At 59.8% G+C, this 14,536-nt stretch carries 11 protein-coding genes and 1 pseudogene; 4 read left to right on the forward strand and 8 right to left on the reverse strand.

The window, feature by feature from the left end; all coding sequences use genetic code 11:
- Positions 1-4 precede the first annotated feature (4 nt).
- The 3 genes from nuoN (at position 5) to ACZZZ4_RS25735 (ending at position 2,715) form a co-directional block, all read left to right on the forward strand.
- Positions 5-1,468, forward strand: coding sequence for an NADH-quinone oxidoreductase subunit NuoN (gene nuoN, locus ACZZZ4_RS25725; RefSeq protein WP_024013420.1), 1,464 nt, complete (start codon positions 5-7; stop codon positions 1,466-1,468).
- A gap of 441 nt (positions 1,469-1,909) precedes the next feature.
- Entirely contained in the window at positions 1,910-2,341 is a 432-nt protein-coding gene (locus ACZZZ4_RS25730; protein WP_463549124.1) for a type II toxin-antitoxin system Phd/YefM family antitoxin, read from the forward strand.
- The gene (locus ACZZZ4_RS25735) at positions 2,338-2,715 is read left to right on the forward strand and encodes a type II toxin-antitoxin system VapC family toxin (protein WP_463549125.1); all 378 of its coding nucleotides are present in this window, start codon (positions 2,338-2,340) and stop codon (positions 2,713-2,715) included. The genes ACZZZ4_RS25730 and ACZZZ4_RS25735 overlap by 4 nt, the downstream gene beginning before the upstream one ends.
- A 202-nt stretch (positions 2,716-2,917) precedes the next feature.
- On the opposite strand, the gene ACZZZ4_RS25740 is transcribed toward ACZZZ4_RS25735, so the two are convergent.
- From ACZZZ4_RS25740 to ACZZZ4_RS25765, 6 genes are read right to left on the reverse strand one after another with little or no spacing between them, the layout of a single operon-like run.
- Positions 2,918-4,660, reverse strand: coding sequence for an ABC transporter substrate-binding protein (locus ACZZZ4_RS25740; RefSeq protein ID WP_463549126.1), 1,743 nt, complete (start codon positions 4,658-4,660; stop codon positions 2,918-2,920).
- A gap of 47 nt (positions 4,661-4,707) precedes the next feature.
- Positions 4,708-4,980, reverse strand: coding sequence for a DUF2160 domain-containing protein (locus tag ACZZZ4_RS25745; protein ID WP_038861868.1), 273 nt, complete (start codon positions 4,978-4,980; stop codon positions 4,708-4,710).
- A 10-nt stretch (positions 4,981-4,990) separates the two neighbouring features.
- Complete coding sequence (locus tag ACZZZ4_RS25750; RefSeq protein ID WP_003192012.1) at positions 4,991-5,791, reverse strand: carbohydrate ABC transporter permease; 801 nt, start codon at positions 5,789-5,791, stop codon at positions 4,991-4,993.
- A 9-nt stretch (positions 5,792-5,800) separates the two neighbouring features.
- Positions 5,801-6,667, reverse strand: a complete 867-nt coding sequence (locus tag ACZZZ4_RS25755) for a carbohydrate ABC transporter permease (RefSeq protein WP_007912484.1) — start codon at positions 6,665-6,667, stop codon at positions 5,801-5,803.
- Positions 6,664-7,776 (reverse strand): ABC transporter ATP-binding protein, encoded by a 1,113-nt coding sequence (locus ACZZZ4_RS25760; RefSeq protein ID WP_016775290.1) that lies wholly within the window; start codon positions 7,774-7,776, stop codon positions 6,664-6,666. The genes ACZZZ4_RS25755 and ACZZZ4_RS25760 overlap by 4 nt, the downstream gene beginning before the upstream one ends.
- On the reverse strand, positions 7,776-8,870 hold the full coding sequence (locus ACZZZ4_RS25765) for an ABC transporter ATP-binding protein (RefSeq protein ID WP_016775291.1): 1,095 nt from the start codon (positions 8,868-8,870) through the stop codon (positions 7,776-7,778). The genes ACZZZ4_RS25760 and ACZZZ4_RS25765 overlap by 1 nt, the downstream gene beginning before the upstream one ends.
- A 386-nt stretch (positions 8,871-9,256) precedes the next feature.
- Between ACZZZ4_RS25765 and ACZZZ4_RS25770 the strand changes: the two genes are divergently transcribed.
- Positions 9,257-11,092 carry a sigma-54-dependent Fis family transcriptional regulator gene (locus ACZZZ4_RS25770; protein WP_463549127.1) on the forward strand — a complete coding sequence of 612 codons (1,836 nt, stop codon included), beginning with the start codon at positions 9,257-9,259 and terminating at the stop codon, positions 11,090-11,092.
- Between the two features lie 122 nt (positions 11,093-11,214).
- Here ACZZZ4_RS25770 and cysS read toward each other — a convergent pair whose 3' ends face one another.
- Positions 11,215-12,597 (reverse strand): cysteine--tRNA ligase, encoded by a 1,383-nt coding sequence (cysS, locus tag ACZZZ4_RS25775; RefSeq protein ID WP_463549128.1) that lies wholly within the window; start codon positions 12,595-12,597, stop codon positions 11,215-11,217.
- An 18-nt stretch (positions 12,598-12,615) separates the two neighbouring features.
- Positions 12,616-14,314: pseudogene (locus ACZZZ4_RS25780) on the reverse strand (glutamine--tRNA ligase/YqeY domain fusion protein).
- Between the last annotated feature and the right edge of the window lie 222 nt (positions 14,315-14,536).

A 14,536-nucleotide genomic window follows, 5' to 3' on the forward strand; every position in this document is an offset into this window, starting at 1 on the left:
CGCTATGGAATTCACGATTCAACACTTTATTGCGCTTGCGCCACTGTTGATCACCAGCCTCACCATTATCGTGGTGATGCTGGCAATCGCCTGGCGCCGCAACCACTCGCAGACCTTCCTGATTTCGGTGGCGGGTCTGAACCTGGCCCTGCTGTCGATCCTGCCGGCTCTGAAAGTCGCGCCTCTGGCCGTGACCCCATTGCTGCAGATCGATGCCTTCGCCTGCCTGTACATGGCGATGATTCTGGTTGCCACCCTCGCCTGCGTCACCCTCGCCCACGCTTATCTGGGTGATGGCGGTTCGGGCTACCCGGGCAATCGCGAAGAACTGTACCTGCTGATCCTGATGGCCGCCGCCGGTGGTCTGGTACTGGTCAGCGCGCAGCACCTGGCGGGTTTGTTCATCGGTCTGGAATTGCTCTCGGTACCGGTCTACGGTCTGGTGGCTTACGCGTTCTTCAACAAGCGTTCGCTGGAAGCCGGCATCAAGTACATGGTGCTGTCGGCCGCGGGTTCCGCGTTCCTGCTGTTCGGTATGGCGCTGCTCTACGCAGACGCCGGTTCGCTGAGCTTCGTCGGCATCGGTCAGGCCCTGGCCGCGACCGGCCTGCCAAGCCCGCTGGCGCAACTGGGCCTGGGCATGATGCTGATCGGTCTGGCGTTCAAGCTGTCGCTGGTACCGTTCCACCTGTGGACGCCGGACGTCTACGAAGGTGCACCGGCACCGGTGGCGGCGTTCCTCGCCACCGCTTCGAAGGTTGCAGTGTTTGCGGTGATGGTGCGTCTGTTCCAGCTCTCCCCCGCCGCCAGCAGCGGTGTGCTGAGCGACGTGCTGAGCGTCATCGCGGTCGCCTCGATCCTGTTCGGTAACCTGCTGGCCCTGACCCAGAGCAACCTCAAGCGTCTGCTCGGTTACTCGTCCATCGCGCACTTCGGCTATCTGCTGATCGCACTGGTGGCGAGCAAGGGTCTGGCGGTGGAAGCCATTGGCGTGTACCTGGTCACCTACGTGATCACCAGCCTCGGCGCGTTCGGCGTGATCACCCTGATGTCCTCGCCGTACAACGGCCGCGACGCCGACGCCCTGTACGAGTACCGCGGCCTGTTCTGGCGCCGTCCGTACCTGACCGCGGTGCTGACCGTGATGATGCTGTCGCTGGCGGGCATCCCGCTGACCGCCGGCTTCATCGGCAAGTTCTACATCATCGCCAGCGGCGTCGAAACGCGTCAGTGGTGGCTGGTCGGCGCACTGGTACTGGGCAGCGCCATCGGCGTCTTCTACTACCTGCGCGTGATGGTCACCCTGTACCTGATCGAGCCTAACCTGCGTCGCCACGACGCCCAACTGCACTGGGAACAGAAGGCAGGCGGCGTCATGCTGCTGGCCATCGCCCTGGTCGCATTCTTCCTGGGCGTGTACCCGCAGCCATTGCTGGTGCTGGTACAGCAGGCGGGTCTGGCGGGCTGATTGCTCGGCTGATCTGGCTGGAAATGGAAACGGCACCTTCGGGTGCCGTTTTTTGTTTGTAGCAGAAGTCGATATCGCCGGCGTTTGTGTAAGCGTCATCGCGGGCAAGCCCGCTCCCACAGGTGTGTGTGTCGCTCATAGCATCCGGGTGCATCGCACACCCTGCAGGAGTGAGCCTGCTCGCGATGGCGTCCTACAAGTCGATGGATATGCTAACCGACCCACCGCTTTCGCGAGCAGGCTCGCTCCTGCAGTCTCGTGTACTGCTTGGGTTCTGGATACAGCATGAAAGCGTTTTGTACGATATTTTACCGGCCCACTCGCATCCTCATACAAACTCCGAAAGCTCTCTCCTTAACCTCCGTTTCGTCCTACAGCCAACCCCGGAGAACAGTTCTAAGGTAGGTGCCCTGGCAGGTGGATATTGAATCGAGGCGGGTAATGAAACGAGATATCTTTTGTGAGTTGATGGAGGGTGTCGATGCTTTGGCTGCCCAGCGACAATGCAATGTTGCGCAACTGCCCTATCAGCGCAGGTCGACGGATAGGACGCTTGGCTGCACGGAGCATTGGCGCGACTTTGCAGCGCTGAAATATTCTGGCTATATTTATCCAGAATACAGAGGTGAGCTGATGATCATCGTTCCGCTGGCTGAGGCCAAAAACAATTTATCGAAACTCGTCGATGATGCCGCTGCTGGCCAAGTCATCACGATTGCCAAGCATGGCCGGGCGATGGCTCGTCTTGTTCCGATAGGGAGATCCAGCGCACAGCGCATTGGCGCGATGAAGGGCAAACTCGTACTGCCCCAGGATTTCGACTCACCTCTTTCCGACGAAATATTGGATGCATTTGAAGGCACGCAGGCATGAGGCTTCTGCTTGACACGCATATTCTGCTCTGGACGCTAAGTGATGATGCCAGACTGACCACCAAAGCCAGAAAAATCATTGAAAATGCAGCCGATATCTACGTCAGCGCGGCAACATTCTGGGAAATGGCGATCAAGGTCGGACTTGGAAAGCTGAATGTCGACCTGGAAGAAATCCGTCAATATTGCATTGATGGCGGGTTTATCGAATTGCCAGTGAGCGCAGAACACGCGATTGCGGTGAAAGATCTTGAACACCATCACCGGGATCCGTTTGACCGCATTATTGTGGCCACAGCAATGACCGAGCCGATGAAGCTGCTCACGGCTGATCCTTTGGTGGCTCAGTACACCGATCTGGCCGTTCTGGTCTGACCCGGCGGTGGCAAGTCAGTCGACATCATTGTGTTTCACACATCGCTTTCGCGAGCAGGCTCGCTCCCACAATGGATAGGTCTGCTCAAAACATCCGATGACACCTTAGGTCCTGTGAGAGCGAGCCTGCTCGCGAAAGCGGCAGATCAGGCAGCAAAAAAACGGCACCTTCCGGTGCCGTTCGCTTCTTACATTTCCAACATCACTTGCGCGCATCCGCCCACGATTTCAGCAGTTCGCTGTAGCTCACGGTCTCGCCCTTCGGCTTCTCGTTGGCCAGTTTCGGCTTCGGTGCGCCCGGTTGATCGAACCAGTATTGCGCATCGCGCTCCGGGTTCATTTTCGGTGCGCACACGGCCTGGGCCTTGGAGCGTTCGAGGCGGGTCATGATCGCGTCCTGATCCTTGGCCAAACCATCCAGCGCCTGTTGCGGAGTCTTCTCGCCGCTGGCCGCTTCGGCGATGTGGCTCCACCACAGTTGCGCCAGACGCGGATAGTCCGGCACGTTGGTCCCGGTCGGGGTCCATTGCACGCGGGCCGGGCTGCGGTAGAACTCGACCAGACCGCCGAGCTTCGGCGCCATATCGGTCATTGCCTGCGAGTTGATGTCCGACTCGCGAATCGGCGTCAGGCCGACGATGGTTTTCTTCAGCGATACGGTTTTCGAAGTAACGAACTGTGCGTACAGCCATGCCGCCAGTTTCTGCTTCTCAGGCGTGGACTTCATGAACGTCCACGAACCCACGTCCTGATAGCCGAGCTTCATGCCCTCCTCCCAATATGGCCCGCGCGGCGATGGTGCCATGCGCCATTTCGGCGTGCCGTCGGCGTTGACTACTGGCAGGCCCGGTTTGGTCATGTCGGCGGTGAACGCGGTGTACCAGAAAATTTGCTGGGCGATGTTGCCCTGCGACGGTACCGGGCCGGACTCGGAGAAGGTCATGCCGGCCGCTTCCGGTGGCGCGTATTTTTTTAGCCAGTCGACGTATTTGGTGGTGGCAAACACCGCCGCCGGGCCATTTGTGTCGCCGCCACGGGTCACGCTGGAGCCGACCGGATGGCAGTCCTCGACGCGAATGCCCCACTCGTCGACCGGCAAACCGTTGGGAATGCCCTTGTCGCCGCCACCGGCCATGGAGAACCAGGCATCGGTGAAGCGCCAGCCCAGCGACGGGTCCTTCTTGCCATAGTCCATGTGGCCGTAGACGCGTTTGCCGTCGATTTCCTTGACGTCTTCGCTGAAGAATTTGGCGATGTCTTCATAGGCCGACCAGTTCACCGGCACGCCCAGCTCGTAACCGTACTTTTCCTTGAACTTGGCTTTCAGATCGGCGCGTTCGAACCAATCGGCACGGAACCAGTACAGGTTGGCGAATTGCTGGTCGGGCAGCTGATAGATCTTGCCGTCCGGCGCGGTGGTGAAGGAGATGCCGATGAAGTCCTTGATGTCGAGGGTCGGCGAAGTGAAGTTCTTGCCTTCGTTGGCCATCAGGTCGGTGATCGATTCGGTCTTGCCGTAGCGGAAGTGCGTGCCGATCAGGTCGGAGTCGTTGACCCAGCCGTCATAGATATTCTTGTCCGACTGCATCACCGTCTGCATTTTCTCGACCACGTCGCCTTCCTGCAGCAAGTCGTGGGTGAGTTTGATCCCGGTGATTTCGCGGAAGGCCTTGGCCAGCACCTTCGACTCGTATTCGTGGGTGGTCAGGGTCTCGGAAACGACCTTGATGTCCATGCCGCGAAAGGGCTCGGCGGCCTTGATGAACCATTTCAGTTCTTCCAGCTGCTGTTCGGCCGTCAGGGTCGAGGGCTTGAACTCGCTGCCAATCCATTTTTTTGCAGCATCTTCGTAGGCGTCGGCCCAGGCAGATGCGCTCAAACCGCTGAGTGCCAGCATGGCTGCCAATGAAATGCTATGTCGCAGCTTATTGTTTTTATCGAACATAGAGACCTCCTGTTTAAGTTGTGGAGCCGCGTTGCCGAACGATTCGACTAGCCCCAACGCATCACAGCCAACAGCCACACCAGGGACAACGCGGACGCCACCCAGATGCTCCAGTCGGTGACGCCGATTACCAGCAAATGCAGGTAGGCGCTGCCGAGAAGACCGATAAACAAGCGATCGCCACGGGTGGTGGCAATCGGCAGAAACCCGCGCCGCAGAATGCTCGGCGAGCGCAATTCCCAGGTGGTCATGCCCACCAGAATCAGACCGATGCCGATGAAGAACGCGGCGGTCGGTGTCGTCCAGCTCATCCATTCCATCATCAGCTCCTCAGACTCGACCGAGGGCAAAGCCCTTGGCCACGTGGTTGCGTACAAACCAGATCACCAGCATGCCCGGCAGGATGGTCAACACCCCCGCCGCCGCCAGCACGCCCCAATCGATCCCCGACGCCGACACCGTTCGGGTCATTACTGCCGCAATCGGCTTGGCGTTCACCGAGGTCAGCGTGCGCGCCAGCAGCAGCTCGACCCAGGAAAACATGAAGCAGAAAAACGCCGTGACGCCGATGCCGGAGCCGATCAACGGGATGAAAATCTTCACGAAGAACTTGGGGAAACTGTAGCCGTCAATGTAGGCCGTTTCGTCGATTTCCTTGGGCACGCCAGACATGAAACCTTCGAGAATCCACACCGCCAGCGGCACGTTGAACAGGCAGTGGGCCAAGGCCACGGCGATGTGCGTGTCGAACAGGCCGATCGATGAATACAACTGAAAGAACGGCAGCAAGAACACCGCCGGCGGCGCCATGCGATTGGTCAGCAGCCAGAAGAACAAATGCTTGTCGCCGAGGAAACGATAGCGTGAAAACGCGTAAGCCGCTGGCAGCGCCACACTCAGGGAAATCACCGTGTTGAGGCTGACGTAATACAGCGAGTTGAGATAGCCGGTGTACCAGCTCGGATCAGTGAAGATCACCTTGTAGTTCGCCAGCGTGAAGTCCTGTGGGAAAAGCGTCAGGCCGCCGAGGATTTCGGTGTTGCTCTTGAACGACATGTTCAGCAGCCAGTAGATCGGCACCAGCAGGAACAGGATGTAGACCAGCAACGGAATCAGCTTTCTTTTGCTCATGGCCGGGCCTCAACGGTTGGCATCGGAGTGCGTCATGGCGGTATAGAACAGCCAGGACACCAACAGGATGATCAGGAAGTACACCAGCGAAAACGCCGCTGCCGGACCGAGGTCGAATTGCCCTACAGCCATCTGCGTCAACGTCTGACTCAAGAAGGTCGTGGCATTGCCCGGCCCGCCGCCGGTGAGCACGAACGGCTCGGTGTAGATCATGAAACTGTCCATGAAACGCAGCATCACCGCGATCAGCAGCACGCTTTTCAGCTTGGGCAATTGAATGTGGCGGAACACCGCCCACGCCGAGGCGCGATCAATGCGCGCGGCCTGGTAATACACGTCGGGAATCGCCCGCAGGCCGGAGAAACACAACAGCGCGACCAGAGAAGTCCAATGCCAGACGTCCATCACCAGCACCGTCACCCAGGCGTCCATGGTGTTGGCCGCGTAGTTGTAGCTGATGCCCATCGCGTTGAGGCTGGAACCGAGCAGGCCGATGTCGGCGCGGCCGAAAATCTGCCAGATGGTGCCGACCACGTTCCACGGAATCAGCAGCGGAATCGCCAGAATGATCAGCACCACCGAGGACCAGCGGCCCTTGGTCGGCATGGTCAGCGCGACGGCGATGCCCAGCGGTATTTCAATCAGCAGCACGCAAGCCGAATAGATGAACTGGCGCAGCAGCGAGTCGTGCAGACGCGGATCGAGCAGCACTTGCTTGTACCAGTCGGCACCGACGAAGTAGCGGCTGGACTGGTCGAAGATGTCCTGCACCGAATAGTTGACCACGGTCATCATCGGGATCACCGCACTGAACGCCACCAGCAGAAACACCGGCAACACCAGCCACCAGGCCTTGTTGTTCTGCACTTTGTTCATGGCTGCGCCTCCTCGTCGCTGACTTCCAGGAGAAATTCATCGGCATAGACCATCAGCCACTGCGCCGGAAAACTGATGTATGCCGTGCCCTGGGGCACCGGTTTGTCTTCGGCCAGACGCACCTTCAACGGCGCGCCGTCGAGGTTGAGGGTCATGATCTTGTAGGTGCCGAGGTCTTCGACGTGTACGACTTTGGCCTGCATGGCGTCGTCAAACGGCTCGTCCCACACATGAATGAACTCCGGGCGGATGCCGACCTTGAGATTTTTCCACTGGCCGTGCTCGATATGGCGCTGCAAGGCGTCGGACAACGGCAAGTGTGTCGAAGCGAAACCGACGCCACCGGGCTGCGGCTGCACCTCGATCAGATTCATCCCCGGGCTGCCGATGAAATAGCCGACAAAGGTGTGGCTCGGCCGCTCGAACAATTCCCGTGGTGTGCCGAACTGGACGATCTGGCCGCCGTACATCACCGCAATCTTGTCGGCGAAGGTCGAGGCTTCGAGCTGATCGTGGGTAACGTAGACCATGGTGATGTTGAACTGCTCATGGATCTGCTTGAGCTTGCGCCGCAGTTTCCACTTCAGGTGCGGGTCGATCACCGTCAGCGGCTCGTCGAAGAGGATTGCCGAGACGTCGTCGCGCACCAGCCCACGGCCCATGGAGACTTTCTGCTTTTCGTCGGCGGTGAGATTGCGCGCTTTCTTGCTCAGCAGATTCTGCAGGTCGAGCACTTCGGCAATTTCCTGCACCTTGCTGTGCACTTTCGCCTCGGCCATGCCCTGATTGCGCAGCGGGAAAGCGAGGTTGTCGAACACGGTCATGGTGTCGTAGACCACCGGGAACTGGAAAACCTGAGCGATGTTGCGCTTCTCCGGGGTCAGGTCGTTGACCGCTTTGCCGTCAAACAACACATGGCCCTGGGACGGGCTGAGCAGGCCGGAAATGATGTTGAGCAAGGTCGACTTGCCGCAACCGGACGGGCCGAGCAAAGCATAGGCGCCACCCTGCTCCCAGACGTGATCCATCTCGCGGATCGCATAATCCTCCGCGCCGCTCGGGGTTTTGCTGTAGCTGTGGGCGAGGTGTTGCAAACGGATTTCGGCCATCAGGCAACCCTCGCGACACGCCGGCCCGGTGCCTGCACCAGACGGCCCTGCGCATCGAAAACGAACAGTTTGTGGGTCGGGATATAGATGCGGATCGGCGCATCGACGTCGTACTCATGAACCCCGGGCAAGTGCAGCACCAACAGAAAGTGCTCGTTGCGTACATGCAGGAAGGTTTCCGAACCGCTGATCTCGGCGACCTCGACGGTCACCGCCAGTTCGAGATCATCATCGTTGCTCGGCACCAGCGAGATATGGCTGGGGCGCACGCCGAAGCGGAACTCGCCCTCGCCTACCGGGCGCAGATCGACGTTCAGCGGGAAGTGGACGAAATTGGCGAAGCTGACTTCGTTGCCGGCGATGCGTCCCGGCATCAGGTTGATCGGCGGTTCAGAGAACAATTCAGCGGCGAGCACCGATTGCGGCTGGTGATAGACCTCGGTCGACGGCCCGCTCTGGATCACCCGGCCTTCATGCAGGATGGTGGTGGTGCCGCCGAGGGCCAGCGCTTCGTTGGGTTCGGTGGTGGCGTAGATGGCGATGGTGTGGCGGGCCTTGAACAGCTCGCGCATTTCCTGACGCAGCTCTTCACGCAGTTTGTAGTCGAGGTTGACCAGCGGCTCGTCGAAGAGGATCAGTTCAGCATCCTTGACCAGCGCGCGGGCCATGGCCGTGCGCTGCTGCTGTCCACCGGAGAGCTCCAGCGGATAGCGCTGCAAGAACTTCTCGATGCGCAGCATGCGTGCGGTTTCCTGCACCTTGCTGTGAATGATCTCTTTCGAGATGCCGGCCTGACGCAGTGGCGAGGCGATGTTCTCGAACACGGTCATGGTCGGGTAATTGATGAACTGCTGATAGACCATCGACACGTTGCGCAGCCGCACCGGGCGCTGGGTAACGTCGACGCCGTTCATCAGCACGCGGCCGCTGTCGGGCTTGTCGAGGCCGGCCATCAGGCGCATGAGACTGGTCTTGCCGGACAGGGTGCGCCCGAGCAGAACGTTGAAGGATCCGGGTTCGAATTTCAGGCACGCATCGTCGATCCAGATCTGGCCCTCGACGGTACGGCTGACGTGCTCCAGGGTGAGTGACATGGCTCGGCCTTTGTTATTTTTGGAGTCAAGCGACCGGAGCAACAGAGCGACATTCGTGCCAGAAATGGCAAGTGGTTGATTTGTCTTGAGAAGCAGTGTTTACGGGGGCAAGCGGCGTTCACAGCTGAACACTTTTGAACAGTCGGGGTGATTGACAATGAACAATAGTGAACAACACTCTATGAACGCTTTTTGCCCGATCTCATCAATGCCGAAGATCCAATGTGGGAGCGGGCTTGCTCGCGAATGCGCAGTATCAGTCACCGAATCAGTTGAATGACACACCGCATTCGCGAGCAAGCCCGCTCCCACAGTTGATCTGGGTTGTGTTCAGGATTTGGGTTCATAACAACAATAAAAATCGCTGCATCAGAGGCTGACCTGCCATGGCCGCACCTGCTTCGCCGCTGTCCCACGATGCGATCGTCCAGACCTCCTGGCAACGTTGCCGCGCGTTCGGCCTCGACCACCAGAGCACGCCTGCCTTCGATCAATTGCCCGCCGCCGGCATCGCGCGATTGCTCGACAGCCACCATTCGCTGGTGCAGACCACGCATCAGGAAGTCCTGCCCTACTACGAAAACATCCTCAGCAATTCCAACTGCCTGATCATGCTCGCCGACAATCAGGGCCAGGTGCTGACCTCGTGGGGCACGCAGCGCTTTATCGAGCCGAACCTGGCGCGCGGCTTTCAGGCCGGGGCGAGCTGGATGGAGCGCTGCAGCGGCACCAATGCGATCGGCACCGCGCTGGCCTGCGAACAGGCAGTGCACATTGAGCACGATGAGCACTTTCTCAAGGCCAACCGCTTCATGACCGGTTCCGCCGCGCCGATTTTCGACGCCGAACGCAAAGTCATCGCCGTGCTCGACGTGTCCAGCGACAGTTACCTGCCGCCCTCGCACACCCTGGGCATGGTCAAAATGATGAGCCAGACCGTGGAGAACCGGCTGATCCTCAATCTGTTCCACGGTCAGCACTTTCAACTGACCTTCAACACCGGGTTGAACAACCTCGACAGTCAGTGGGCCGGGTTGTTGATCTTCGATGAGAGCGGTCAGGTGCTGTCGGCCAATCGTCGCGCGGACAATTTGCTGGGTGTGCGCTTGTCGCGGGTCAGTGTTGAAAGCCTGTTCAAGGTCTCTCTGCTGGAGCTGATCAATCAGCCGGACGGTTTGCCATTCGCCTTGCAGACCTCCGGGCGCAACCGCTTCCAATGTCTGTTGAAACGGCCGAAACAGGCGCCGGTTAAAGCCCGGGTGTTTGTCACGGAAGAAAAGCCCACGCCATCCAGCGCGATCAGCCTGAACAGCCTGCATTTCGGCGACAGCCGCGTGGAAAAAGCCGTGCGCCAAGCCGAACGCCTGCTTGAAAAAGACATTCCGCTGCTGATCCACGGTGAAACTGGAGTCGGCAAAGAAGTCTTCGTCAAAGCCTTGCACCAGGCCAGCTCTCGACAAAAACAGGCATTCATCGCAGTGAACTGCGCGGCGATCCCCGCTGAACTGGTCGAGTCGGAGTTGTTCGGTTACGAGAAAGGCGCGTTCACTGGGGCCAACCAGAAAGGCAGCATCGGCCTGATCCGCAAGGCCGACAAAGGCACGCTGTTTCTCGATGAGATCGGCGATATGCCTTTGCCGACTCAGGCGCGCTTGTTGCGGGTGTTGCAGGAGCGCTGCGTGCAGCCGGTAGGCAGCAGCGAGTTGTTCCCGGTTGATCTGCGCATTATCTCGGCGACCAACCGTTCGTTGCGCGAGCAAGTGCAATTGGGCCGGTTTAGGGAGGATTTGTATTACCGCATTGGTGGCCTGACGCTGGAGCTGCCGCCGTTACGCGAGCGCAGTGACAAGCAGGCGCTGTTCAAACGGTTGTGGGAGCAACATCGCGAGCCGACGCAATGGGCGGGGCTGAGCCCGGAGGTATTGGAGCTGTTTGAAAAGCACCCGTGGCCGGGGAATTTGCGTCAGGTCAGCAGCGTGATGCAGGTGGCGTTGGCCATGGCCGAGGAGCAACCGGTGCGGCCAGAGCATTTGCCGGATGATTTTTTTGTCGATCTGGAGATGGAACCGGTGGAGACAGCTGCGCCGCTGGGGCTGGATTTGAATGATGTTGATGCGTTGAATCGCGAGTTGAAGGCGGCCGGGGGGAATATTTCGCACCTGGCGCGGCGGTTGGGGGTGAGCCGGAATACGCTTTACAAGAGGTTGCGGCAGGCTGAATGACAAGTTGTCTGGACGGGCCTCTTCGCGAGCAAGCCCGCTCCCACAGGGCATTTGTGTCGTGCATTGAAAATCGATCGTTCCCACGCTCTGCGTGGGAACGATCATCGTAGGGGCTTTGGGCCTCAGTCAGCCAGACGCCAGGTAGTCCCACCCTTGCCATCTTCCAGCACGACACCCATCGCCGTCAGCTGATCACGAATCCGGTCCGACTCGGCCCAGTCCTTCGCAGCCCGCGCCGCCAGCCGCGCGGCAATCAGCGCATCAACCTCAGCCGCATCGACCCGCCCTTCAGCGCCGGCCTGCAGGAAGTCATCCGCTTCCAACTGCAACACACCCAGCACGCTCGCCAGTTCTTTCAGGCGCGCCGCCAGACCGGCCGCTGCAGCAAGATCGCTCTCGCGCAGGCGGTTGATCTCACGCACCATCTCGAACAGCACGGCGCAGGCTTCAGGGGTGCCGAAGTCGTCGTTCATCACCGTGGTGAAACGCTCGACGAACGCTTCGCCGCCCGCCGGCGCCACGCTCGGCAGGCCTTTCAACGCGTGGTAGAAACGCTCCAGTGCGCCCTTGGCGTCCTTGAGGTTGTCCTCCGAGTAGTTGATCGCGCTGCGGTAGTGGCTCGATACCAGCAAGTAACGCACGACTTCCGGGTGGTACTTATCGAGCACGTCACGGATGGTGAAGAAGTTGTTCAGGGACTTGGACATCTTCTCGCCATTGATGCGAATCATCCCGCAATGCATCCACGCGTTGGCGTAGGTCTTGCCGGTGGCCGCTTCGCTCTGGGCGATTTCGTTTTCGTGGTGCGGGAACTCCAGGTCGCTGCCGCCGCCATGAATGTCGAAGGTCTCGCCGAGGCAGCAGGTCGACATCACCGAGCACTCGATGTGCCAGCCCGGACGCCCGGCGCCCCATGGCGATTCCCAGCTCGGCTCGCCCGGCTTGGCGGCTTTCCACAGGACGAAGTCGAGCGGGTCTTCTTTCGACTCGTCAACTTCGATACGTGCGCCGATGCGCAGGTCTTCGATCTTCTTGCGCGACAGCTTGCCGTAGCCCATGAATTTGGCGACGCGGTAGTACACGTCGCCATTGCCCGGCGCGTAGGCGTAACCCTTGTCGATCAGGGTCTGGATCATCGCGTGCATGCCGGCGATATGATCGGTGGCGCGCGGTTCCATGTCCGGCTTCTGGATGTTCAGGCGCGCTTCGTCTTCGTGCATCGCGGCGATCATGCGCTCGGTCAGCGCTTCGAACGATTCACCGTTCTCGCGCGCACGATTGATGATCTTGTCGTCGATGTCGGTGATGTTACGCACGTAGGTCAGGTCGTAACCGCTGAAGCGCAACCAGCGCGTCACCAGGTCGAACGCGACCATGCTGCGGCCGTGGCCGAGGTGGCAGTAGTCGTACACGGTCATCCCGCAGACGTACATGCGCACCTTGTTGCCATCCAGCGGCTTGAAGACTTCTTTGCTCTTGGTGAGCGTGTTGTAGATCGTTAGCACGTTAGTTCCTTGACTCACTCACTGGCCCCACGAATCACGCAGGGTCACGGTACGGTTGAATACCGGCTGACCGGGTTTCGAGTCCTTCAGATCCGCGACGAAGTAGCCTTCGCGTTCGAACTGGAAACGGTCTTCCGGCTGTGCATTGCCGAGCGATGGCTCGGCGCGACAACCGGTCAGCACTTGCAGTGAGTCAGGGTTGATGTTGTCGAGGAAACTGGCGCTGTCTTCGGCCTTCTCCGGGTTCGGCGAACGGAACAGGCGATCGTACAGACGCACTTCGCACTCGACGCTGGCGGCGGCCGGCACCCAGTGGATCACGCCTTTGACCTTGCGCCCTTCCGGGTTCTTGCCGAGGGTGTCCGGGTCGTACGAGCAACGCAGTTCGACGATATTGCCGTCGGCGTCCTTGATCGCTTCGTCGGCACGGATCACGTAGCTGCCGCGCAGACGCACTTCACCGGCCGGTTCCAGGCGCTTGTAGCCCTTCGGCGGCTCTTCCATGAAGTCTTCACGGTCGATGTAGATTTCCCGGGCAAACGGCAGCGCGCGCACGCCCATGTCTTCTTTCGGGTGGCGTGGCAGTTCGAGGTTTTCGACCTGGCCTTCCGGGTAGTTGGTAATGACCACTTTCAGCGGACGCAGCACGCACATGGCGCGTGGGGCGCTGTGGTCGAGGTCGTCACGGATGCTGAATTCGAGCATGCCGAAGTCGACCACGCCGTCGGAACGGTTGGTGCCGATCATTTCGCAGAAGTTGCGAATCGATTTCGGCGTGTAGCCACGGCGGCGGAAGCCCGACAGCGTGGACATGCGCGGATCGTCCCAGCCGTTGACGTGCTTCTCGTCAACCAGTTGCTTGAGCTTGCGCTTGCTGGTGATCGTGTAGTTCAGGTTCAGGCGGCTGAACTCGTACTGGCGCGGGTTCGCCGGCACCGGCAGGTTCTCCGGGAACCACTCGTACAGTGGACGATGGCTTTCGAACTCGAGGGTGCAGATCGAATGGGTGATGCCTTCGATGGCATCCGACTGACCGTGGGTGAAGTCGTAGTTCGGGTAGATGCACCACTTGTCGCCGGTCTGGTGGTGATGAGCGTGGCGGATGCGATACATGATCGGGTCGCGCAGGTTCATGTTCGGCGAGGCCATGTCGATCTTCGCCCGCAGCACGCGCGCGCCGTCGGGGAATTCACCGGCTTTCATGCGCGCGAACAGGTCGAGGTTTTCCTCAACCGAACGGTCACGGAACGGGCTGTTCTTGCCCGGCTCGGTGAGGCTGCCACGGTATTCCTTGGCCTGCTCCGGGGTCAGGTCGTCAACGTAGGCCTTGCCGGCCTTGATCAGCTCGACCGCCCAGTCGTGCAACTGGTCGAAATACTGCGAGGCGTAGCGCACTTCACCGGACCATTGGAAGCCCAGCCATTTGACGTCGCTTTCGATGGCGTCGATGTATTCCTGATCTTCCTTGGCCGGGTTGGTGTCGTCGAAACGCAGGTGCGTAACGCCGCCGAACTCCTGGGCCAGACCGAAGTTGACGCAGATCGACTTGGCATGGCCGATGTGCAGGTAGCCGTTTGGCTCCGGCGGGAAGCGAGTCACGATCTGGGTGTGCTTGCCCGAGTCCAGGTCTGCACTGGATGATCGGCCGCAGGAAGTTGACCGGCACGGCAGGGCCGGACTTGGCATTCGAGGTAGGGTCGACAGTGGGCTTGCTCATAGGATCCTTGACGTACAGGTGCGCGGCCGCGAAGAGGGGCCAGACAAAACAAAGCCGCTATCATAGCCGATGCTGTCAAGGGCCTGACAGAGCAGCCCCGATAAAGGCATGCATTTAATCGCAGGGATTTGAAAAACCGCCTCGAAATTCGCGCCTGTCACGCTAAACTGCGCACCTTGGCCGAAGCAGGCTGAACCGGTTGTGGTGCTCAATGTCCCAGAA

This window comes from Pseudomonas sp. AC252 (assembly GCF_979258105.1).

Excerpts from the sequence above, each read along its gene's own strand:
- nuoN (WP_024013420.1), top strand. The coding sequence starts at position 5 with ATGGAATTCACGATTCAACACTTTATTGCGCTTGCGCCACTGTTGATC.
- ACZZZ4_RS25730 (WP_463549124.1), top strand. The coding sequence starts at position 1,910 with ATGAAACGAGATATCTTTTGTGAGTTGATGGAGGGTGTCGATGCTTTG.
- ACZZZ4_RS25735 (WP_463549125.1), top strand. The coding sequence starts at position 2,338 with ATGAGGCTTCTGCTTGACACGCATATTCTGCTCTGGACGCTAAGTGAT.
- ACZZZ4_RS25740 (WP_463549126.1), bottom strand. The coding sequence starts at position 4,660 with ATGTTCGATAAAAACAATAAGCTGCGACATAGCATTTCATTGGCAGCC.
- ACZZZ4_RS25745 (WP_038861868.1), bottom strand. The coding sequence starts at position 4,980 with ATGGAATGGATGAGCTGGACGACACCGACCGCCGCGTTCTTCATCGGC.
- ACZZZ4_RS25750 (WP_003192012.1), bottom strand. The coding sequence starts at position 5,791 with ATGAGCAAAAGAAAGCTGATTCCGTTGCTGGTCTACATCCTGTTCCTG.
- ACZZZ4_RS25755 (WP_007912484.1), bottom strand. The coding sequence starts at position 6,667 with ATGAACAAAGTGCAGAACAACAAGGCCTGGTGGCTGGTGTTGCCGGTG.
- ACZZZ4_RS25760 (WP_016775290.1), bottom strand. The coding sequence starts at position 7,776 with ATGGCCGAAATCCGTTTGCAACACCTCGCCCACAGCTACAGCAAAACC.
- ACZZZ4_RS25765 (WP_016775291.1), bottom strand. The coding sequence starts at position 8,870 with ATGTCACTCACCCTGGAGCACGTCAGCCGTACCGTCGAGGGCCAGATC.
- ACZZZ4_RS25770 (WP_463549127.1), top strand. The coding sequence starts at position 9,257 with ATGGCCGCACCTGCTTCGCCGCTGTCCCACGATGCGATCGTCCAGACC.